The organism is Variovorax sp. N23, from assembly GCF_025486315.1.
In the GTDB taxonomy this organism is placed as follows: Bacteria; Pseudomonadota; Gammaproteobacteria; order Burkholderiales; family Burkholderiaceae_C; genus Variovorax.
In genome coordinates this window covers 12,296-33,326 of record NZ_JAOOPY010000016.1, presented here as the reverse complement: position 1 = coordinate 33,326, position 21,031 = coordinate 12,296, and the positions used below count along the sequence as shown (strand labels likewise).

Annotated in this window: 16 protein-coding genes; 13 read left to right on the top strand and 3 right to left on the bottom strand. The window is 69.8% G+C overall.

Features of this window, described 5'->3' with window-relative positions:
• Positions 1-53: 53 nt before the first annotated feature.
• The gene (locus N8A90_RS20670) at positions 54-953 is read left to right on the top strand and encodes a YihY/virulence factor BrkB family protein (protein WP_262076938.1); all 900 of its coding nucleotides are present in this window, start codon (positions 54-56) and stop codon (positions 951-953) included.
• Here N8A90_RS20670 and N8A90_RS20665 read toward each other — a convergent pair.
• Positions 950-1,492 carry a DUF924 family protein gene (locus N8A90_RS20665; RefSeq protein WP_410087719.1) on the bottom strand — a complete coding sequence of 181 codons (543 nt, stop codon included), beginning with the start codon at positions 1,490-1,492 and terminating at the stop codon, positions 950-952. The two genes, N8A90_RS20670 and N8A90_RS20665, sit on opposite strands and share 4 nt — an antisense overlap.
• Before the next feature lie 48 nt (positions 1,493-1,540).
• Between N8A90_RS20665 and N8A90_RS20660 the strand changes: the two genes are divergently transcribed.
• From N8A90_RS20660 to N8A90_RS20635, 6 genes are all read left to right on the top strand, one after another.
• Positions 1,541-2,740, top strand: coding sequence for a patatin-like phospholipase family protein (locus tag N8A90_RS20660; RefSeq protein ID WP_262076936.1), 1,200 nt, complete (start codon positions 1,541-1,543; stop codon positions 2,738-2,740).
• Positions 2,741-2,840: 100 nt separating this feature from the next.
• Positions 2,841-3,623, top strand: coding sequence for a 3-hydroxybutyrate dehydrogenase (locus tag N8A90_RS20655; protein WP_262076935.1), 783 nt, complete (start codon positions 2,841-2,843; stop codon positions 3,621-3,623).
• Between the two features lie 63 nt (positions 3,624-3,686).
• The gene (locus N8A90_RS20650) at positions 3,687-4,613 is read left to right on the top strand and encodes a LysR substrate-binding domain-containing protein (protein ID WP_262076934.1); all 927 of its coding nucleotides are present in this window, start codon (positions 3,687-3,689) and stop codon (positions 4,611-4,613) included.
• A 78-nt stretch (positions 4,614-4,691) separates the two neighbouring features.
• Entirely contained in the window at positions 4,692-6,098 is a 1,407-nt protein-coding gene (gene tcuA / locus N8A90_RS20645) for an FAD-dependent tricarballylate dehydrogenase TcuA (protein WP_262076933.1), read from the top strand.
• Positions 6,085-7,269: a tricarballylate utilization 4Fe-4S protein TcuB gene (gene tcuB / locus N8A90_RS20640; RefSeq protein ID WP_262076932.1), complete on the top strand. Its 1,185-nt coding sequence runs from the start codon at positions 6,085-6,087 to the stop codon at positions 7,267-7,269. Before tcuA ends, tcuB begins: the two co-directional genes overlap by 14 nt.
• A gap of 32 nt (positions 7,270-7,301) precedes the next feature.
• The gene (locus N8A90_RS20635; RefSeq protein WP_410087718.1) at positions 7,302-8,279 is read left to right on the top strand and encodes a Bug family tripartite tricarboxylate transporter substrate binding protein; all 978 of its coding nucleotides are present in this window, start codon (positions 7,302-7,304) and stop codon (positions 8,277-8,279) included.
• A gap of 49 nt (positions 8,280-8,328) precedes the next feature.
• On the opposite strand, the gene N8A90_RS20630 is transcribed toward N8A90_RS20635, so the two are convergent.
• Positions 8,329-9,270, bottom strand: coding sequence for a bifunctional helix-turn-helix transcriptional regulator/GNAT family N-acetyltransferase (locus tag N8A90_RS20630; protein ID WP_262076931.1), 942 nt, complete (start codon positions 9,268-9,270; stop codon positions 8,329-8,331).
• Between the two features lie 183 nt (positions 9,271-9,453).
• On the opposite strand from N8A90_RS20630, the gene N8A90_RS20625 reads away from it, so the two are divergent.
• Positions 9,454-11,856 carry a YgiQ family radical SAM protein gene (locus N8A90_RS20625; protein ID WP_262076930.1) on the top strand — a complete coding sequence of 801 codons (2,403 nt, stop codon included), beginning with the start codon at positions 9,454-9,456 and terminating at the stop codon, positions 11,854-11,856.
• Positions 11,857-11,888: 32 nt separating this feature from the next.
• Here the strand turns inward: N8A90_RS20625 and N8A90_RS20620 are convergent, their stop codons facing one another.
• Positions 11,889-14,468, bottom strand: coding sequence for a cation-translocating P-type ATPase (locus N8A90_RS20620; RefSeq protein WP_262076929.1), 2,580 nt, complete (start codon positions 14,466-14,468; stop codon positions 11,889-11,891).
• A 202-nt stretch (positions 14,469-14,670) separates the two neighbouring features.
• On the opposite strand from N8A90_RS20620, the gene N8A90_RS20615 reads away from it, so the two are divergent.
• From N8A90_RS20615 to N8A90_RS20595, 5 genes are all read left to right on the top strand, one after another.
• A complete protein-coding gene (locus N8A90_RS20615) occupies positions 14,671-14,973 on the top strand; it encodes a PepSY domain-containing protein (protein WP_262076928.1) in 303 nt (100 codons plus the stop codon).
• A 53-nt stretch (positions 14,974-15,026) separates the two neighbouring features.
• Positions 15,027-15,494, top strand: a complete 468-nt coding sequence (locus tag N8A90_RS20610; protein WP_262076927.1) for a DUF2271 domain-containing protein — start codon at positions 15,027-15,029, stop codon at positions 15,492-15,494.
• A 19-nt stretch (positions 15,495-15,513) separates the two neighbouring features.
• On the top strand, positions 15,514-17,724 hold the full coding sequence (locus N8A90_RS20605) for a PepSY domain-containing protein (protein WP_262076926.1): 2,211 nt from the start codon (positions 15,514-15,516) through the stop codon (positions 17,722-17,724).
• Positions 17,705-18,673 (top strand): FAD:protein FMN transferase, encoded by a 969-nt coding sequence (locus N8A90_RS20600; RefSeq protein WP_262076925.1) that lies wholly within the window; start codon positions 17,705-17,707, stop codon positions 18,671-18,673. Before N8A90_RS20605 ends, N8A90_RS20600 begins: the two co-directional genes overlap by 20 nt.
• A gap of 148 nt (positions 18,674-18,821) precedes the next feature.
• Complete coding sequence (locus N8A90_RS20595) at positions 18,822-20,933, top strand: esterase-like activity of phytase family protein (RefSeq protein WP_262076924.1); 2,112 nt, start codon at positions 18,822-18,824, stop codon at positions 20,931-20,933.
• Positions 20,934-21,031: the final 98 nt, after the last annotated feature.

The following is a 21,031-nucleotide window of genomic DNA, read 5'->3' as shown; positions in this document are numbered from 1 at the left end:
AGTGTCGCAGTGCGCCGACATGCGCCCGACCCGCACGCAGCGACACTTGGCGCATGCAACTGCGCGCCCTCGTCGATCTTTCCAGGCAGACCTTCCTCTCGTGGAAGAGCGACTACGCGCCCAGCATGGGCGCCGCACTGGCCTACTACACGGTCTTCTCGGTGGCGCCGCTGCTGCTGATCGTGATCTCGGTGGCCGGCCTGGTGTTCGGCCAGGAGGCCGCGCGCGGTGAAATCTTCGCGCAGCTCTCGGGCCTGATGGGCGCGCAGGGCGCGCTGGCGGTGCAGGGCATGCTCGAGGCGGTCAACAAGCCGCGCGAGGGCATCATCGCCACCCTGATCGGCCTGGCGCTGCTGGTGGTCGGCGCCACCACCGTCTTCGGCGAGCTGCAGGACGCGATGGACCGCATCTGGCGCGCGCCCGCGCGCGACACCGGTGGCGGCATCTTCGGCCTGCTGCGGGTGCGTCTGCTGTCCTTCAGCATGATCATGGGCATCGGCTTCCTGCTGATCGTCTCGCTGGTCGCGAGCGCGGCCATCGCGGCGCTGGGCAAGTGGTGGGCGCCGGTCTTCGGCGGCTGGGAGGCGCTGGCGCAGGGCGTGAACTTCGTCTTCAGCTTCGCCATGGTCACCGTCATCTTCGCGATGATCTACAAGCTCATGCCGCGGGTGACGGTGGAATGGCGCGACGTGTGGGTGGGGGCGGGCGTCACGGCGCTGCTCTTCACCGTCGGCAAGCACCTGATCGGCCTGTACATCGGCAAGAGCAGCGTGGCCTCGGGCTACGGTGCGGCCGGCTCGCTGGTCGTGGTGCTGGTGTGGGTCTACTACTCGGCGCAGATCTTCCTGCTGGGGGCCGAGTTCACCTGGGTCTACGCCCACCAGTACGGGTCCTTGCGCGGGCGGGTGCGGCCACAGGCGCAGGTGCCGCAGCAGCCGGCGACGAAGGATTAACCCGCGAAGCCGCCCTCGTCGAGAAAGCGCTGTTCCTCTGGCGTCGTCGTGCGTCCGAGGGCGGCGTTGCGGTGCGGAAAGCGGCCGAAGCGCAGGATGATGTCGCGGTGCAGGATCGCGAAGCGCAGGTTGTCGGGCAGGTCGGCGCAGAGTTCGACGCAGCGCTCCTGGTCGGCCGGCGACTCCGAATGCATGAAGGGCAGGTAGAAGAAGGCGCGCAGCGGCTCGTCGACCCGGCGGTCGAAGCCGGCATCGATGGCGGCACGGGCCACGGCCAGCGCCTTGCCGTCGGTCGCGACCATGTGGCCGCTGCCGCGCCAGGCGTTGCGCGGCAATTGGTCGAGCAGGATCATCAGTGCCAGCGCGCCGTCGGGCGTCGCTGCCCAGTGGTCGAGCGCGCCGGTCGCGGCCGCGTGGTGCGCCGCCTCGAAGCGCGCCTTGAAGTCGGCGTCGAAGGCCGGGTCTTTCCTGAACCAGCGTTGCGGGCCGGCGTCGCGCCAGAAGCGGATGATCTCCGGGTGGGAAGGCAAGGCACTCATGCGACGGGATGATGCCATCGGCGCGCGGGTTGGTGTCCAATGTCAGGCATGACCACCGCCCCCCGCCCCAAGACCCGCCGATCGGCCGCGCGCCTGGACATCACGAAGGCGCGCCGTGCGCTCGTGCTGCAGGGCGGCGGCGCACTCGGTGCCTACCAGGCCGGCGTCTACGCCGGCGTCACCGAAAAGCACAAGCAGCTCGACTGGGTGGCGGGCGTGTCGATCGGCGCGGTCAACGCCGCGCTCATCGCCGGCAACCCGCCGGACAAGCGCGTCGAGCGGCTCAAGGAGTTCTGGCACCTGGTGTCGTCCGCTCCGGCGCAGCGCCTGCCCGAGTGGGCCGGCGAGCGCACCTGGCGCAACCAGTGGAGCGCCGGCGCCGCCTCGCTGTTCGGCGTCCCCGGCTTCTTCGAGCCGCGTCGCTCCCCCGCGCTGCTGCTGGGCGGCGCGGCGCCGGTGCTCAGCTACTACGACACGGCGCCGCTGCAGGCCACGCTCGAGCGGCTGGTCGACTTCGACCGCATCAACGACGGCGGCATCCGCTTCAGCGTGGGCGCGGTCAACGTGCGCAGCGGCAACTCGGTCTACTTCGACAACACGGTGCAGCGCATCGGGCCCGAGCACATCATGGCCAGCGGTGCGCTGCCGCCGGGCTTCGCGCCGGTGCACATCGACGGCGAGGACTACTGGGACGGCGGCATCGTGTCGAACACGCCGCTGCAGTACGTGCTCGACACCCATCCGCGCACCGAGCCGATGATGGTGCTGCAGGTCGACCTCTTCAGTGCCCACGGCGACATGCCGCGCACCATGGCCGAGGCGATGGAGCGGCAGAAGGACATCACCTATTCGAGCCGCACCCGGATGAACACCGATGCGATGGCCGCCAACATGAACCTGCAGCAGGCCATTGCCGACCTGATGGCCAAGATGCCGGAGCGCCTGCGCAAGGACCCGGCGGTGGCCGCCATCTGCGCGGAGCTGACGCACCAGCCGATCGAGATCGTCCACCTGATCTACCGCGACAAGCCCCACGAGCTGGAGTCGAAGGACTACGAGTTCTCGCGCGCCTCGGTCGAGGACCACTGGGAGGCCGGCCTGCGCGACATCCGCAACACGCTGGACCACCCGGAACTGCTGCAGGAGGCCTCGCAGGTCAACGGCGTCACCACCTTCGACCTGACCGAACCGAACGCGCACCGCGTGCGCCGTCCGCTCCAGCTCCCGGCCGTGCGCGCGGCGCGCTGAACCGGTCAGCTTCGCCAAAGGCGGCCCGCGTAGGCTTTCTCGTCCCCGGCACGCGGCTTGCACGCCTGCCACCCTCTTTTCACGTCAACCAGGACATCCCATGCAACTCAAGGACAAGGTCGCCTTCATCACCGGCTCGGCCAGCGGCATCGGCAAGGAAATCGCGCTGCTGTTCGCGCAGGAGGGCGCGAAGATCGTCATCGCCGACCTCAACAAGGCCGCGGCCGACGCCACGGCGGCCGAGCTTCAGGCCCAGGGCGCGCAGGCCATCGGCGTGGCGGTCGACGTGACCAGCGAGGACCAGGTCGACGCGGCCGTCGAAGAGGCGGCCAAGGCCTTCGGCGGCATCGACATCCTGGTGAGCAACGCCGGCATCCAGATCGTCCATCCGGTGGAGGAATTCAGCTTCGCCGACTGGAAGAAGATGCTCGCCATCCACCTCGACGGCGCTTTCCTCACGACCAAGGCCTGCCTCAAGCACATGTACGCGCAGGGCCGCGGCGGCAGCGTGATCTACATGGGCTCGGTGCACTCCAAGGAAGCGTCGCTGCTGAAGGCGCCTTACGTGACGGCCAAGCACGGCCTCATCGGCCTGGCCAAGACGGTGGCCAAGGAGGGCGCCAAGCACGGCGTGCGCGCCAACGTGATCTGCCCCGGCTTCGTGCGCACGCCGCTGGTCGACAAGCAGATCCCCGAGCAGGCCAAGACCCTCGGCATCACCGAGGAGGAGGTCATCAGGAACGTGATGCTCAAGGAGACGGTCGACGGCGAATTCACCACGGTCGACGACGTGGCCCGCGTGGCGCTGCTGTTCGCCGCCTTCCCGACCAACGCGCTGACCGGCCAGTCGCTGGTGGTGAGCCACGGCTGGTTCATGCAGTGAGGGCGGCCGTGCGCGCCTTCGCGGCGACCGCCTCCGGGCAGCGCACCGCCCGCTGAAGCAGCGATGGAACTGAGGCAACTGCGCTACTTCGTCAAGACCTGCGAATTGCGCAGCATGGGGCGCGCCGCGCTCGAGCTCGACCTGGCCACCTCGGCGCTGAGCCAGCAGATCAGCCGTCTCGAGAGCGAGCTGTCGACGCGCCTGCTGCAGCGCAGTTCGACCGGCGTGACGCCGACCGATGCCGGCCTGGCCTTCCTGCAGCAGGCCCAGCTCACCTTGCGCCACGCCGACGAGGCGGTGCGGGCGGCGCAGCAGGCACGGCTCGCGGGCCATGTGAGCATCGGCCTGCCGTCGACCACCTCGGCGGTGCTCGGTGTGCCGCTGATCCAGGCCATGGCCGAACGCTATCCCGAGGTCAGGCTGCACCTGGTGGAGGCCCTTTCGGGCCATCTGGCGACCATGCTCAACGGGCGCCAGCTCGACCTCGCGGTGCTGTTCCAGGCCGATGCCGCACGGCGCTGGAGCGTGCTGCCCTTGCTCGACGAGAAGCTGTTCGTGATCGGCCGGGACGACCTGCCGGGCCTGCCCGCAGGCCGCCAGGTGCGCATCGCACGGCTGGGGGCGCTGCCGTTGATCCTGCCGAGCGCCTCGCATGGGCTGCGCGCGACGCTGGCCGCGGCCTTCGCCCGGGCCCGCGTCGAGCCCCGCGTCGTGGCCGAGATCGACGGCCTGGCGCTGCTGATGGACGCGGTGCGTGCGGGGCAGGGCGCGACCATCCAGCCGGGCGCGGCGACCGCTCGCCTGGGGGCTGCCGGCCTGATGCAGGTGCGCATCGCCGATGCCCAGGTCGGCCGCCGCAACCTGCTGGCCAGCCTGTCGGACGACGAGCTGTCGCCGGCGGCGCTGGCCGCCCGGGTGGTGCTGGCCGACACGGCGCGCCGGCTGGTGCGCGAAGGCCGCTGGGCCGGCGCCACCCTTCACGAAAACTGAAGACCTCTCGCCTGGGGCGCACTGTCGCCCGCCGACCTGCCTGCCTACAGTTGCCCTCCACCACGAGGAGACAACTGAATGATCGACGTCCTGGTCGTCGGCGGCGGCAACGCCGCGCTGTGCGCCGCGCTGATGGCGCGCGAGGCCGGCGCCAGCGTGCTGCTGGTCGAGGCCTCGCCGCGCGAATGGCGCGGCGGCAATTCCCAGCACACCCGCAACCTGCGATGCATGCACGATGCGCCGCAGGACGTGCTGGTCGACGCCTATCCCGAAGAGGAGTACTGGCAGGACCTGTTGAAGGTGACCGGTGGCCTGACCGACGAGCACCTCGCGCGCATCGCGATCCGTGCGTCGTCGACCTGCCGCGACTGGATGCGCCGCCACGGCGTGCACTTCCAGCCGCCGTTGTCGGGCGCGCTGCACGTCGCACGCACCAACGCTTTTTTCATGGGTGGCGGCAAGGCGCTCGTGAACGCTTATTTCCGGAGTGCCGAGGCGCTCGGGGTGCGGGTCCGCTACGACACGCCGATCATGTCGGTCGAGCTCGATGGCGACCGCTTCGTGGCCGCCTGCACGGCGGGCGGCGAGCGCATCGAGGCGCGCGCCTGCGTGCTCGCGGCCGGCGGCTTCGAGTCGAACCGCGAGTGGCTCAGCCAGGCCTGGGGCGAGAACGAGCGCGGCGAGCGGCCGGCCGACAATTTCCTGATCCGCGGCACCCGCTTCAATCAGGGGGTGCTGCTCAAGGCCCTGATCGATGCCGGGGCCGATTCGGTCGGCGACCCGACGCAGGCCCACATGGTGGCGATCGATGCCCGGGCGCCGCTGTACGACGGCGGCATCTGCACCCGCATCGACTGCGTCTCGCTGGGGGTGGTCGTCAACCGGGACGCCCGGCGCTTCTATGACGAGGGCGAGGACTTCTGGCCCAAGCGCTATGCGATCTGGGGCCGGCTGGTCGCGCAACAGCCGGGCCAGATCGGCTACTCGATCATCGACCGCAAGGCGATCGGGCGCTTCATGCCGCCGGTGTTCCCCGGCACCATGGCCGACACGCTGCCGGAACTCGCGCGCAAGCTGGGGCTGCCCGAAGGCGCCTTCGTCGAGACCCTGAGCGCCTACAACGCGGCCTGCCGCGTCGGCCGTTTCGACCATACGACGCTGGACGACTGCCACACGGAAGGTCTGGCGCCGGCCAAGACGCATTGGGCCCGGCCGATCGACACGCCGCCGTACTACGGCTATGCGCTGCGCCCCGGCATCACCTTCACCTACCTGGGCCTGCGGGTGAACGAGGATTCCGCCGTGCACTTCGGCGGCCGCCCGAGCCCGAACCTGTTTGTGGCCGGCGAGATGATGGCCGGCAACGTGCTCGGCAAGGGCTACACGGCCGGGGTCGGCATGGCCATCGGCACCGCCTTCGGCCGTATCGCGGGCAGCCGGGCGGCCCGGGCCGCCAGCAAGGAGTTCGACCATGCGGCAGCTTGAGGCCCTGACCCGCGAGGCGGTCTCGCTCGCGTCCGGCGAGCGGCGCGTGATTCCGATCCTGAGCGCGAGCGAGGCCGAGGTCGGCCGCCAGATGCAGATCTGCAATGCCTGCCGCTACTGCGAGGGCTTCTGCGCCGTCTTCCCGGCGATGACGCGGCGGCTCGAGTTCGGCCGCGCCGACATCCACTACCTGGCCAACCTCTGCCACAACTGCGGCGCCTGTCTGCATGCCTGCCAGTACGCGCCGCCGCACGAGTTCGCCGTCAATGTGCCCAAGGCGATGGCCGAGGTGCGCGGCCAGACCTATGCCGACTACGCCTGGCCGCCGGCCCTGGGCCGCTTGTACCGGCGCAACGGACTGACGCTGTCGCTGGCCCTGGCGGCCGGGCTGGCGCTGTTCCTGCTGTTGGCGGTGGCGCTCAACGGGACGCTGTGGGGTGGCCGACTCGAGGGCAATTTCTACCGGCTGTTCCCGCACGGGCTGCTGGTCGGCCTGTTCGCGCCGGTGTTCGGCTTCGTGGTCTTCGCGCTGGGCAAGGGCGTGACCCGCTTCTGGCGCGAGATCACGCCGGCCACCAGCGGGGCGCCGCTGCGGGCGCCGGCCGCGGTCGAGGCCGCCGATGCCGTGCTGCGCCTGAAGTACCTCGACGGCGGCCACGGCGAGGGCTGCCACAACGAGGACGACGCCTACACCCTGTCGCGCCGGCGCTTCCATCACCTCACCTTCTACGGCTTCCTGTTGTGCTTCGCGGCCACCTGCGTGGCGACGCTCTACCACTACCTGCTCGGCTGGCAGGCGCCCTACGAATGGCCGAGCCTGCCGAAGCTGCTGGGCGTGGCCGGCGGTGTCAGCCTGATGGTCGGTACGGCCGGCCTGTGGCGACTGAACCGCCGGCGTCATCCGCTGCACGGCGACGTGGCCCAGAAGCCGATGGACCTCGGTTTCATCGCGCTGCTGTTTCTCGCCAGCGCCAGCGGCCTGGCGCTCTGGCTCGGGCGCGGTACGCCGGCGCTGGCGCTGCTGCTGTGCCTGCACCTGGGCGTCGTGATGGCGCTCTTCGCCACGCTCCCCTACGGCAAGTTCGCGCACGGGATTTTCCGCAGCGCGGCCCTTCTGCGCCACGCGGTCGAGAAGCGCCAGCCGAATCCGGTCGGCCTGGGCGCCGACTGAAGACGTCCCCTCCCCCCCCCAAGGAAACCACGATGAACAAGAGACAACGGCTGCGTGCCACGACCCTGATGGCGTCCTTCCTGCTGCTGGCCGCTACAGGCCATGCGCAGGACTTTCCCCCGAAGAAGCCGGTCACCCTGGTCGTGGGCTTCGCGGCGGGCGGTGCGGCCGACGCGGCGGCGCGCCTGATCGCGAAGAAGCTGGGCGAGGACATCGGCCAGAGCGTGCTGGTCGACAACAAGGCCGGCGCCGGCGGCAACATCGCCCACCAGCTGGTGGCCGGCGGGCCGTCGGACGGCACGATGCTTCTGTTCGGCTCGATCGGGCCGCTGACCATCGCGCCGCATGTCATGAAGCTGCGCTACGACCCGTTCAAGGACCTCGCCCCGGTGTCGGGCGGCGTCAACTTCCCGAACGTGCTCGTGGTCCACAAGGGCCTGGGCGTGAAGACGCTGGGCGAATTCGTCGCGCTGGCGAAGACCAAGCCGGGTGGCGTGGACTTCGCGTCCACCGGTGCCGGATCGGCCTCCCATCTGGCCGGCGAACTGTTCAACCAGCGCGCCGGCATCGACATGGTGCACGTGCCGTACAAGGGCGGCGCACCGGCCATGCAGGACCTGATCGGCGAACGCGTGGCGTCGTACTTCTCGGCGCCTCCAACGGCACTGCCGCAGGTGGAAGCGGGCAGGCTGATCCCGCTGGCCACGACCGGACCGACGCGGCCGGCCTACATGCCCAACGTCCCCACCGTGGCCGAATCGGGCTATCCGGGGTTCGAGGCGCTGAACTGGTACGCCTTCGTCGCGCCCGCCAAGACACCGGCGCCGATCCTGGACCGCTGGAATCTGGAGATCGTCAAGGTGCTGAACGACCCGGGCGTCAAGGAGGCGCTGAACAAGCACGGCCTGACGCCGCAGCCCACCACGCGCGCGGAGCTGACGGCCTTCATGCGGAAGGAAGATGCCAAGTGGGGCGCCATCGTGCGCGAACGCAAGATCACTGCCGATTGAGACGGCGCTCGTGTTCCTCACGCCTTCCGCGGCGTGCGCCGCTGCGCTGCTATAGCTTGAGTTCCCAGGTCTCGCCGACGAGCTGCTGGCCGAATCCCTCGTAGGGCTCCGACTTGACGAGCCGGAAGCCGCGCTTCGCGTAGATCGCGCGCGCGGCCGTCAGGCAGCTGTTGGTCCACAACGCGATCTTGCGATAGCCCTTGGCGCGCGCGAAGGCGATGCATTCGTCGGTCAACCGCGCACCGAGGCCCAGGCCGCGTGCCTGGGGCGCGAGGATGAGCATCCGCAGCTGCGCCGTGGTGGCCGACTTGCGCACCACGAAGACCGCACCGACCCGCTCGCCGTCGAGTTCGGCGATCCAGCACTTCTCCCACGCGGGCTGGAATTTGCGGATGAAATCTGCCGCGATGCCGGCGACCAGGGCCTCGAAGTCGCTGGTCCAGCCGTACTCGCGCCAGTAGACCTCGGCGTGCTGCTGCACCACCCAGCCGATGTCGCCCGGCACCGGGTCGCGCAGCACGATGTCGCGGCGCGATGACGCAGCGCCTTCCAGCAACGCCTCGACGCGCGCCATCGCATCGACGAGCTGCGCGCGGTGCGCGGCATTCAGCGGCTGCAGCAAGGTGGCGGCCTCGTCGCGCGACTTCTGCTGCAGCGGCGCGAAGAAGGCGTGGCCGGCTTCGGTGAGCGTCAGCAGGCTCTGCCGGCCGTCGCCCGGGCTGGGCGCGCGTGTCAGCCAGCCGGCGGCCTCGAAGCGCTTGAGGATGCGGCTGAGGTAGCCGGCGTCGAGCCCCAGGTCATGCATCAGGTCGCGCGCCACGATGCCCGGTCGGTGGGCCAGTTCGTACAGCACGCGCACGTCGGTCAGCGAGAGTTCGCTGCCCAGGTAGGGCTCCAGCACGCCGATGCGGCGGGTGAAGAAACGGTTGAAGCGGCGTACCGCCTTGACGGCTTCGGGCGTGACGGGATCGGGGAGGGCGGCGACGGACATCGTCGTATTCTGGCGCCAACAAGTTGACTTAGTCAACTAAATCAAGCCCTGCCGCAGCGCGGGACACTCCGGTCAGGGGCGACAGAAGCGACCCGGCCGCCTACAATCGCGGGTTGCCCTCCGCAGGCCCGAAGGCCATGGCCCGCCTCCCAGGCCTCACGCACCGACCCCGATAGTCACCCGATGAACGCCCCCGTCGACGTCTCCTTTTTCGCGCGCGCCGCCAAGCCGCTGACCAGCTACCGCAAGTACTGGGCGGCGCGGTTCGGCACGGCGAAATTTCTGCCGACTTCGCGCCAGGAGATGGACGCGCTCGGCTGGGACAGCTGCGACATCATCGTGGTCACGGGCGATGCCTACGTCGACCACCCGAGCTTCGGCATGGCCGTGATCGGCCGCATGCTGGAAGCGCAGGGCTTTCGCGTCGGCATCATCGCCCAGCCCGACTGGCAGAGCGCCGAGCCTTTCAAGGCGCTGGGCAAGCCGAACCTGTTCTTCGGCGTGACCGCCGGCAACATGGATTCGATGATCAACCGCTACACGGCGGACCGGAAGATCCGCAGCGACGACGCCTACACGCCCGGCGACGTCGGCGGCTCGCGGCCCGATCGCGCGGCCATCGTCTACTCGCAGCGCTGCAAGGAAGCCTGGAGCGACGTGCCGATCATCCTCGGCGGCATCGAAGGTAGCCTGCGCCGCATCGCCCATTACGACTACTGGTCGGACAAGGTGCGCCGCTCGATCGTGGTCGATGCCAAGTGCGACCTGCTGCTGTACGGCAACGCCGAGCGCGCCATCGTCGAGATCGCGCACCGCCTGGCCGCCAAGGAGCCGGTGCAGCAGATCACCGACGTGCGCGGCACGGCTTTCGTGCGGCGCGAAACGCCGGAAGCCTGGTTCGAGATCAACTCGACCAGCGTCGACGAACCTGGGCGCGTCGAGGCGCATGTCAACCCGTACCTGATGGTGTCGGACCAGGCCAAGGCCAACGGCGCCACCTGCGCGAAGGAAGACGAGGCCCAGGCCGTGGCCGCCACCGCCGAGGCGGCAGGCGCCCAGGCGCTGGCGGCCGTGCGTGCGCGCTCGGCCGATGTGAACCCGGCCATCAAGCCGATCACCTTCGTTGCCAACCCCTCGGTCAAGCTGAAGGTGCCGCCGCGCGATCGTTCGGTGATCCGCCTGCCGTCGTACGAACAGGTGCGCGCCGACCCCGTGCTCTATGCGCATGCCAACCGCGTGCTGCACCTCGAGACCAACCCCGGCAATGCCCGCGCGCTGGTGCAGGCGCACGGCGAAGGCAACACCGCGCGCGACGTCTGGATCAACCCACCGCCCATTCCGCTGACCACGGCCGAGATGGACCACGTGTTCGACCTGCCGTACGCGCGCAGCCCGCACCCGCGCTATGCCGACGAGAACGGCAGCCACGACGGCGCGACCAAGATCCCCGCATGGGAAATGATCCGCTTCAGCGTGAACATCATGCGTGGCTGCTTCGGCGGCTGCACCTTCTGCTCGATCACCGAGCACGAGGGCCGCATCATCCAGAGCCGCTCCGAAGAATCGATCATCAAGGAGGTCGAGGCCATCCGCGACAGCGTGAGCGGCTTCACCGGCACCATCTCTGACCTGGGCGGCCCGACCGCCAACATGTACCGGCTCGGCTGCAAGAGCCCCGAGATCGAAGCCGCCTGCCGCAAGCCCAGCTGCGTGTACCCCGGCATCTGCTCGAACCTCGGCACCAACCACGATCCGCTCATCAAGATCTACCGCCGTGCGCGTGCGCTGCGCGGCATCAAGAAGATCCTGATCGGCTCCGGCCTGCGTTACGACCTGGCCGTGCAGAGCCCCGAGTACGTGAAGGAGCTGGTGCAGCACCACGTCGGCGGCTACCTCAAGATCGCGCCCGAGCACACCGAGCAGGGCCCGCTCACGAAGATGATGAAGCCCGGCATCGGCAGCTACGACAAGTTCAAGCAGATGTTCGAGAAGTTCTCGGCCGAGGCGGGCAAGAAGCAGTACCTCATCCCGTACTTCATCGCCGCGCACCCGGGCACCAGCGACGAGGACATGATGAACCTTGCCATCTGGCTCAAGAAGAACGGCTTCCGCGCCGACCAGGTGCAGACCTTCTACCCGTCGCCCATGGCCACGGCGACGGCGATGTACCACACCAACAAGAACCCGCTGCGCAAGATCACGCGCGAGAGTGAAACGGTGGACATCGTGCGCGGCGACAAGCGCCGCCGTCTGCACAAGGCGTTCCTGCGCTACCACGATGCCAACAACTGGCCGCTGCTGCGCGAGGCGCTCAAGAGCATGGGTCGCGCCGACCTGATCGGCAACGGCAAGCACCACCTGATCCCGACGTGGCAGCCGCTGACAGACGGCGGCTACACCAGCGCGCGCCGCAAGAACTCGACCGCCGTGCCGGCGACCGCCAAGGCCGCGCCGGTCAAGCTCACGCCGGTGAAGCCGTCGAAGGGCCGCATCCTGACGCAGCACACCGGCCTGCCGCCGCGTGACAACGGCGCGGCCCGCGGTCCAGCGGGCGTGTCCGGCAAGGGCTTGCGCAAGGCGCGTTGAGCGCACGGCGGCTGCCGGGTTCGATGGCGCCTTCAATGCGCGGGCGGCCCGCCATTGGCCGTGTCGCGATGCGACCGGTCGGTGGAATGGGGCGGGCTGCGGTCCAGTGCCCGCTTCACGCCCTCGAACCATAGCAAGCCCAGCAGGGCCAGCCCCACGGCCGCCGCCAGCATCCCCGGTGGGGGCAGGTCGAACGCGAACAGTCGGCGCACGGGCGCCACGCCGAGCGCGCAGGCGAGAAGCACCAGGGTGGCCATGCTGATCCAGCCGAAGTAGCGGTTGCGCGCCGCGGCCCGGCGCCAGGACGCCGCGGTCCACGACCGGTTGGCGTAGATCAGACCGAGGTTGCACAGGACGAGCACGGTAAACACCATGGCGCGCGCCACCTCGTCCGAGTGCGCCATGGCCCGCACGCCGGCGTACACGCCCAGCAACAACCCCAGCAGTCCGCAGCCCTGCCACAGGCCGCGGGCCAGGACGATGCGGTCGAACAGATGCGCATCGGCGCGGCGCGGCGGCACCGTCATGGCATCCGCTTCCAGAGCTTCTGCCTCGAACACCACCGAGCAGGCCGGATCGATGATGAGTTGCAGGAACAGGATGTGCACAGGCATCAGCAGCATCGGCCAGCCCATCAGGACCGGCACCAGCGAGAGGCCGACGATGGGCACGTGCACGCCCACCACGAACACGATGGCCTTGCGCAGGTTGGCGAACACGCGGCGGCCGTAGCGCACCGCCGTGACGATGGAGGCGAAGTCGTCGTTCAGCAGCACCAGGTCGGCCGCCTGGCGGGCCACTTCGGTGCCGCGCGCGCCCATGGCCACGCCGATGTGCGCGGCCTTGAGGGCGGGCGCGTCGTTCACACCGTCGCCGGTCATGGCCACCACGTCGCCGCGCGCGCGAAAGGCCTGCACGAGGCGCAGCTTCTGCTCGGGTTGCACGCGGCAGAACACCTGGGTGGTGTCCAGGCGGTCCTGCAGGACATCGTCGGCGAGTTCGGCCAGTTCCTGCCCGGTCATGGCGGGGGCATCGGTGAAGAGGCCGGCCTGGCGCGCAATGGCCAGGGCGGTGACCGGGTGGTCGCCGGTCATCATCACGACGCGGATGCCTGCGGCCTGGCAGGCGGCAATGGCGTTGGGTACGTCGGGACGAAGCGGGTCTTCCAGCCCGACCAGGCCCATGAGGACGAAGTCGAAGTCGTGCTGGTTCTCGGGCAAGGGCGAGGCCGCAAACACGGCGCTGGCCACGCCCAGCACGCGCAGGCCGTCACCCGCCATGGTCGCCACCTGCCTGGCAATGTGTTCGCGCTGTTCGGCCGGCAGATGGCAGAGATCGACGATGGCTTCGGGCGCGCCCTTGGCGGCGATCATGTAGTCGCGCAGATCAGGGGAGCGCCAGACGCGCGACATCGCCAGCATGGCGGGCGACAGGGGGTAGTCTTCGACCAGTGTCCAGTCGGCGTGCAGGTGCTCGGTGTCGGCCAGAAGGCGTGCCCCCGTCCGGACGATGGCGGACTCCATCGGGTCGAAGGCGCGGCGGTGGCTGGCCAGCACGGCGTATTCGAGCACGCCGTGGAGCTCCTCGGCCAGGGGCGCTTCGCCAGCTTCCAGGCTGTCATAGAGCGCGCTGCCCGAAGCGAGCCGCCGGACCGCCATGCAATTGGCCGTCAGCGTGCCGGTCTTGTCGACACACAGCACGGTCGTGGCCCCCAGCATCTCCACGGCGGGAATGCTGCGGGCCAATACCTTCTGGCGCGACAGGCGCCACGCGCCCAGGCCCAGGAACAGGGTCAGGATGACCGGCAGTTCCTCCGGGAGGATGGCCATGGCCAGGGTCAGTCCGGCCAGCAGCCCGCCGAGCCAGTCGTCGCGCAAGAGTCCGTAGGCCACGGCCAGCGTCGTGGCGAGCGACAGCCCGACCACGGCCACCGTCTTGACGACGCGGTTCGTCTCGCGCTGGATCGGCGTGGTGTCGCTGGCGATGCCCTGCAGCGACTGTCCGATTCGGCCCAGCGCACTGCGCACCCCCGTGGCCACCACGCGGCCTCGCCCACTGCCCTGGGTCACCAGCGTGCCGGCGAACGCCTGCACCGCCACCTCGCCGTCCGCCTGCTTCTGCACCGGCACGGATTCACCGGTCAGCAGGGATCCGTCCAGGGACAGATTCCGGGTCTGGGTGAGTTCCAGGTCGGCAGGCACGCGGTCGCCCTCGGCCAGCAGAACGGTGTCGCCACACACCAGTTCCCGGGCGGCAATCTTCCGGGGCTCACCACCGCGCAGCACCAGCGCCAGCGGACTGGACAGGTCGCGCAGGGCCTCCAGCGAGCGCTCGGTTCGGCGCTGCTGCACGAAGGTGATGCCCATCACCACGAACACGAACCCCAGCAGCATCAGCGCCTCTTGCCAGTCGCCCAGCACCATGTACAGGGCGCCGCAGGCCACCAGGAGCAGGAACATCGGCTCGGTCACCACGTCGCCGACCAGCCGTAGCACGCCGCGGGGGCGCGAGACCGGGAGCTCGTTCGGACCGTCTCGCGCGAGGCGCTGCCGTGCCTCTGCGGGGGGCAAGCCGCCGGTGTCGTCCATGCTGGGTCGGCTTGCTTCGTCCATCGGGTCGGCCTTGATATCGTCTCGGTCAGTGTCGCGGCATCTTCCTTCTGCACCTTGATGCCCATCAATGGACGAAAAAGGATGGATCGAGTGTCCATGAACGCCGATGCCGCTTGCAAGGTGCTTGATCCAGCGCAAGACCGCCTTGTCGCTTTGGGGGTAATCTCGAGTCTGACTTGACCCACTGGGAGGCTGACGACCGATGAAGCATCTGCTCGCGATCCGGCGCATCGCACTCGCGATGCTGGTTCTCGCCGTTCAGCCGGTGTGGGCCGAGGACGACTGCGACGCGCCGCCCGAGACGTGGCAACCGCGCAGCGCCGTGCGCGCGCTGGCCGACCGCAACGGCTGGCAGATCGACAAGCTCAAGATCGACGATGGCTGCTACGAGATCAAGGGCCGCGACGTCGATGGCCGCCGCTTCAAGGTCAAGCTCGACCCGGCGACGCTCAAGGTCCTGCGCATGAGGCGCGACGAGCACGAGCGCACGCGCGGCCGGGACTGACCGCCATTCCCCCATTCCCCCATTCCCCTATTCCCCCCACCAGGAGACCTCCCATGAAGCATGCATGGACCGCTGCGGCGGTCGCAGGCGCACTCGCCGCACCCTCGATCGCCTCGGCGCGTCCGGTCACGTTCGAGACTCAACTGACCGACTACGGCGGCGATGGCGCCTACGTGGCGATCTACCTCACCGACCGCAACGGCCGCTACCAGAGCACGCTGTGGCTCGCGGGGACCAAGGCGAAGTACTGGCGCCACCTGGGTGACTGGTACCGTGCCACCGGCGGCAAGGTGAAGGTGGATGGCATCAGCGGCGCGAGTGTCGGCGCGGGCAAGACCCTGCGCGTGACCGTCGATCTGGCCGACACGCTGCTCGATGCCGGCTACGAGATCCATGTCGACACCGCGGTGGAGAAGATGAAGGAGAACCCCTCGGAAGTCGTCGTCCCGCTCACCAAGACGGGCACGGGCAAGCCGGCCGCCGGACGCGGCTACGTCAAGTCGTTCCGCTACACCCTCTGACGGGGAGGCAGGGAGGCCGATGCTGAGGACGCTCCATTCGATCCCGGCACTGATCGCGTCGCTGTTGCTGGTGCTCGTCGCGCTGACGGGCTCGGTGCTGTCGGTGTTTCCTGCGCTGGAGCGCGCGGGTGCGGCCGGCGCGAGCGGGGTCGACGTGGCCACGCTCGCCGGCCGCGTGAGCGCGCGCCTGCCCGGCGTGGAGACCCTGGTGCGCCAGCCCTCGGGCACGATCGTGGCGTACCACACGGTGGGCGGCGAGCAGCGCGCCTCGGTCATCGACCCCGCCAGCGGGGACGCGGTCGCGGACTATCGGCCGTCGGCCACGCAGCGCTGGCTGAAGAACCTGCATCGCAAGCTCCTGCTCGACGACCCCGGCCGCGTCGCGACGGGTGTTGCCGCCGCCTTCATGCTGTTCATCGTCTTCTCCGGCCTCACGCTGTTCGCGCGGCGCATGGGGGGGTGGAAGCTGCTGCTGGGCCGCGTGCGCGGCAACACGCTGCAGCGGCTGCACAACGAGGGCGCGCGCCCCGCGCTCGCCGGGCTCGTGTTGTCGGCGACGACCGGGCTGCTCATGTCGCTGGCGACCTTCGGCCTGATCCCCGAAGGCGGCGACGCGGACCCGTTCTTCGACCTGCGCCCGAGCGCCACGGCGCGGATGGCGCTCGCGCAGATGGAGGCCCTGCGATCGGTGGACGTGTCGCGGCTGGCGCAGTTGAAGCTCGCGAGCCCGGACGACCCGAACGACGTCATCGACCTGGAGACCACGGACGGCGCCGGCGTCGTCGATCCGGCCACGGGCCGCTGGCTCGCCTACCGGCAGCTCGACGGGTGGCAGCGCCTGCACGCGACCGTGCGCATGCTGCATACCGGCGAAGGGCTGTGGTGGCTGGGGCTGGTGCTCGGCGCCTCGTCGCTCGCGGTGCCGCTGCTCGCGGTGACCGGCTTCCTGCTGTGGCTGCGTCGGCGCCAAAGCCTGCCTCGCTTGGCCGGCAACGCCGCGCTACGCGACGCCGACACCTTGCTGCTGGTCGGCAGCGAGACCCGCACGACCTGGGGATTCGCCGTGGCGCTGCACGCGGCGCTGACGCGTGCGGGCTTGCGGGTGCATGCCGCGCCGATGAACGACATCGCGCCTCTGCACGATGGCATCCGCCGCCTGCTCGTTCTGACCGCGACCTACGGCGATGGCGAGGCCCCGGAGAGTGCGCGTCAATTCCTGACCAAGCTCGCCCGGCTGCCCGCAGCGCCCGGCACCGCATTCGCCGTGCTCGGCTTCGGCGATCGCCAGTTCTCCCACTTCTGCGGGTATGCGGGCCAGGTCCACGACGCGCTCGCCGCCAAGGGGTTCGACGCGTTGAGGGACCAGGGGACGGTGGACCGGCAGTCGGAGCCGGAGTTCACCCAGTGGTGCACCTGGCTCGGCGAGACGCTCGGGGTGACGCTCGACATCCGCTACACGCCGCTGTTGCCGCCCACGACCGCGCTCGAACTCGTTTCGCGCACCGACTACGGCGCCGATCCCGACACCCTGACCGCGGTCCTGCGCTTCGCGCCCCCGTCGCCCACGGCAGGCTGGCGCCAATGGCTCGGCCTGCCGCGGCTGCCGACGTTCGAGACCGGCGACCTGCTGGGCGTGGTGCCGCCGGGCAGTGCTTCGCCGCGCTACTACTCCCTGGTGAGCGCGGCGTCGGACGGCGTGGCCGAGCTCTGCGTGCGTCGCCAACCCGGCGGCCTGTGCTCCAGCTACCTCACCGGCCTGTCGCCCGGCGCGGTGATCCAGGCCTTCGTTCGACCGCACGAAAGCTTCCGCCCCGCCGCCGGTGACGAGCCGCTGATCCTGATCGGCGCGGGCACCGGCATCGGCCCGCTGATCGGCTTCATCCGTCACAACAGCACCGGGCGCCCGATGCACCTGTACTTCGGTGCGCGCAGCGCCGACGACGGCTTTCTCTACCGCGACGAACTGAACGGCCTCGTCGACGATTGCCGGCTGCGCACGCTGACCACCGCCTTCTCGCGCGCCACCGACCGGGCCTATGTGCAGGACCGGCTGCTTGCGGACACCCCGCGGCTGCGCGCGGCGATCGTGCAGGGCGCCCAGGTGATGGTGTGCGGTGGCCGCCAGATGGCCGAGGGCGTGGCCCAGGCCTGCGACCGCATCCTGGCGGGCTCCGGCCTGTCGGTCGCGCAACTGAGGACACAGGGACGCTATGTCGAGGACGTCTATTGAGTGGCTGCGCGACGCACGGCTGAAGGACTGCCGCACCAGCGGCGCGACGATGGGCACCCGCTACACCGCGCGCTTCGTCGTGCCCGAACAGGCCCATGTGCAGGCGATCGTCGCCGACTTGGACGCGGCCGTCACCGCGGTCGACGCGCAGATGTCGAACTGGAAGGCCGACTCCGACCTGTCGCGGCTCAATCGCGCGGCGCCGGATGACTGGGTGCCTGTCTCGGCGAACCTGGCCACCGTGCTGCTGCGCTCGATCGAGATCGGGCGCGAAACCGGCAATGCGTTCAACATCGGCGTCGGCGGCCTGGTGGGCGCCTGGGGCTTCGGCCCGGCGGGCATGAGCGGTCCGCAAGGCAGCCCGACCGGCTCCCGCGCCTGCGAGCCGCTCGACCCACTGCTGGAGATCGACCTGCCGGGACGCCGGGTGCGCAAGCATGGGCGCGTCGCCCTCGACCTGTGCGGCATCGCCAAGGGCTTCGGCGTCGATGAACTCGCGCGCGTGCTGGCGCGGCACGGCATCGGCGCCTGGCTGGTCGGCATCGATGGCGAAATGCGCGTGCGCGGCGGCAAGCCCGACGGATCGCCCTGGGCCATCGCACTGGAAGCGCCCGAGGACGAACGGCGTGCGGCCATGGGCGTGATCGAGCTCGACGATGCCTCGATCGCGACCTCGGGCGACTACCGGCACTGGCGCGAGATCGACGGCGCGCGCATCTCGCACACGATGGACCCGCGCACCGGCGCGCCGCTGCGTGGGGCGGTCGCGTCGGTCACGGTCATCGCACCGACCTGTGCCGATGCCGATGCCTATGCCACGGCGCTGATGGTGCTCGGGGCGCAGGCCGGGCGCGACCATGCACGAGAGCGAGGGCTCGATGCACTCTTCGTCACGCGCGAGGGCACCGGGTTTCGCGCAGCCGGCACCGGCTTCTTCGACGGGGCATAGGAGCCTGCGCAGCAGCTGCGCAGATGGCGCAGCCACGGTGCGCCGGCCCAGCACCGCTGTCTCGTGCGGCGTCATTTTCCTGTCACAAGGCTCGGGGTTAATCCCGGCAGCCGCGCGGGTGCGCGGCACCCTTGTCCAGGAACTGCACATGACACAACAACAATCGATTTGGGGACGGCCTCTGCTGGCGTCCATCGCCGCGGCCTGTCTGGTCGCGGCCTGCGGCGGCGGCGACAGTGGAGGAACGGCCACCGCGGGTAGCGGCGGCAACACGGGTGACACCGGCACGGCGCCGGTTGCCAAGACCGTCAACGGCGTCTTCCTCGATGCCGCCGTCGAGGGGCTGGACTACATGGCAGGCAACGGCGCGAAGGCCCAGACCGGCGCCAAGGGCGACTTCGTCTGCGAAGAAGGCCAGACCGTGCAGTTCAGCGTCGGCGCCCTGGTGATCGGCAGCGCGACCTGCGGCACCACCGTCACGCCGCTGACGCTCACGACCGGCACCGACGTGAAGGCCGATGCGGTGGTCAATCGGCTGCTCGCGCTGCAGAGCTTCGACGAGGACCGCGACCCGTCGAACGGCATCCGCCTGACGGCAGAGCTTCGCGCCGCGCTGAAGGCCGGCGCCCTGGACTTCTCGGCGTCGGCGGCGTCGTTCAACACCGCACTCAACGGTCTGCTGGCCGCATTGCCGGCGACCTACGCCAATCGCACCGTGGACGAAGGCCGCCGCGCGCTGGCGCTCGAGCATTTCGAGAACACGCTCGCCGCGCAACTCCACACGACCATCGAGGAATCGGCCACGCAGACCAACGCGCTCGGCACCTTCGCGCTGAAAGTCTCGCGCTACCAATTGCAGGCCGACGCCAAGTACTACGTGCCGTACGAAGGCGACAACGCCAAGACGCGCGCCGATTTCCCGAATGGCTTCCTGCCGGCCTACGGTTCCGGCCTGGCCTTCAAGGGCACGGCGGCCGATGGCGCGCTGGAGTTCTACGCCATCACCGACCGCGGCCCGAACGGCGACGGCCCGAATGCGCCGGTGCCCGGTGGGTCCGGCGCGCTCAGCGTCAGCAAGGTGTTCCCCGCGCCGTCCTTCGCGCCGAGCTTCGGCGTGGTGCGGGTGGGGTCGAACGGCGCGGTGCTGCAGTCGAGCACGCCGCTGCGCCTGAACGCCGACAAGAAGCTCACGGGCCTGCCGCCGCAGAACGGCGTCGGCGCCACCGGCGAGACGCCGCTGACCGACACCTACGTCTTCGACGCCACCAAGGCCAACTTCGACGCCAACGGCCTCGACCCCGAGACGATGGTGCTCGACAAGGCGCGCAAGGTGCTGTGGACCAGCGACGAGTACGGCCCCTTCGTGGCCCGCATCGCCATCGACAGCGGCGTGGTCGAGAAGCGCTACGGCCCCGGCAGCGGCGCGGCCGACTTGCCGATGGTGCTGGCGCTGCGCCGGCCGAATCGCGGCATGGAGGGCCTGGCGCTCGATGTCGCCAGCGGCAAGCTGCACGGCTACCTGCAGAGCCCGATCGATCCGCGCGACGGCACGGGCAAGTCGATCCAGGCGAAGCCGCCGGGCGGCAAGAACACCGACGTGCGCCACCTCGCCAAGTTCGCGCGCTGGCTCGAGTTCGACCCGACGACGGAGACCTCGAAGCTCTACGCCTACCCGATCGACGGCAGCATGTACGACAAGGACCGCACCGGCAACGCCAAGCTCGGCGACCTGGTGAGCCTGGGCAACGGGCGCTTCATCGTGATCGAGCAGGGCGCGCGCAAGAGCGACGGCAAAGTGATGAACAAGCTGTTCCTGGTCGAGGTGCCGGCCAATGCGACCGACATCGCCGCCATGGACCAGAACCTCGAGATCAGCAGCATCACGCAGGCGGCCTCGAACGGCGTCGACTATGCGGGCGTCGTCACGTTGCGCAAGACCGAGCTGCTGGACCTCAACGCGCTCGGCTGGCTCGCCGAGAAGGCCGAAGGCCTGGCGCTGGTCGACGACCACACGCTCGCGCTGGTCAACGACAACGACTTCGGTGTGAGCACCATCCTGCTCGACGCCAACGGCAAGACCGTGGCAGGCAGCATGGAAGACTGCACGGTCGACGCTGCCGGCGCGATCGTCTCGGGCTGCCCGGCCGGTGTGGTCGGCGCGCGCATCGCACGCGGCAGCGACCTGGAGCGGCCGACGCGCTTCTGGATGCTGCGCTTCGACACGGCCTTGTCGACGCTGCGGGTGCCGGCCACGCGCTGACCTCCTGCACTATTGAAACCGCCTGCTGCACGCGCAGGGCGGTTCACAGCTTCTCAGACCTCGAAAAGCAAAGAGCCCGCCGAAAGGCGGGCTCTTTG

What these genes read in the sequence shown, in the direction of transcription:
- N8A90_RS20670 (WP_262076938.1), top strand. Translation starts at nt 54, where the DNA reads ATGCAACTGCGCGCCCTCGTCGATCTTTCCAGGCAGACCTTCCTCTCG.
- N8A90_RS20665 (WP_410087719.1), bottom strand. Translation starts at nt 1,492, where the DNA reads ATGAGTGCCTTGCCTTCCCACCCGGAGATCATCCGCTTCTGGCGCGAC.
- N8A90_RS20660 (WP_262076936.1), top strand. Translation starts at nt 1,541, where the DNA reads ATGACCACCGCCCCCCGCCCCAAGACCCGCCGATCGGCCGCGCGCCTG.
- N8A90_RS20655 (WP_262076935.1), top strand. Translation starts at nt 2,841, where the DNA reads ATGCAACTCAAGGACAAGGTCGCCTTCATCACCGGCTCGGCCAGCGGC.
- N8A90_RS20650 (WP_262076934.1), top strand. Translation starts at nt 3,687, where the DNA reads ATGGAACTGAGGCAACTGCGCTACTTCGTCAAGACCTGCGAATTGCGC.
- tcuA (WP_262076933.1), top strand. Translation starts at nt 4,692, where the DNA reads ATGATCGACGTCCTGGTCGTCGGCGGCGGCAACGCCGCGCTGTGCGCC.
- tcuB (WP_262076932.1), top strand. Translation starts at nt 6,085, where the DNA reads ATGCGGCAGCTTGAGGCCCTGACCCGCGAGGCGGTCTCGCTCGCGTCC.
- N8A90_RS20635 (WP_410087718.1), top strand. Translation starts at nt 7,302, where the DNA reads ATGAACAAGAGACAACGGCTGCGTGCCACGACCCTGATGGCGTCCTTC.
- N8A90_RS20630 (WP_262076931.1), bottom strand. Translation starts at nt 9,270, where the DNA reads ATGTCCGTCGCCGCCCTCCCCGATCCCGTCACGCCCGAAGCCGTCAAG.
- N8A90_RS20625 (WP_262076930.1), top strand. Translation starts at nt 9,454, where the DNA reads ATGAACGCCCCCGTCGACGTCTCCTTTTTCGCGCGCGCCGCCAAGCCG.
- N8A90_RS20620 (WP_262076929.1), bottom strand. Translation starts at nt 14,468, where the DNA reads ATGGACGAAGCAAGCCGACCCAGCATGGACGACACCGGCGGCTTGCCC.
- N8A90_RS20615 (WP_262076928.1), top strand. Translation starts at nt 14,671, where the DNA reads ATGAAGCATCTGCTCGCGATCCGGCGCATCGCACTCGCGATGCTGGTT.
- N8A90_RS20610 (WP_262076927.1), top strand. Translation starts at nt 15,027, where the DNA reads ATGAAGCATGCATGGACCGCTGCGGCGGTCGCAGGCGCACTCGCCGCA.
- N8A90_RS20605 (WP_262076926.1), top strand. Translation starts at nt 15,514, where the DNA reads ATGCTGAGGACGCTCCATTCGATCCCGGCACTGATCGCGTCGCTGTTG.
- N8A90_RS20600 (WP_262076925.1), top strand. Translation starts at nt 17,705, where the DNA reads ATGTCGAGGACGTCTATTGAGTGGCTGCGCGACGCACGGCTGAAGGAC.
- N8A90_RS20595 (WP_262076924.1), top strand. Translation starts at nt 18,822, where the DNA reads ATGACACAACAACAATCGATTTGGGGACGGCCTCTGCTGGCGTCCATC.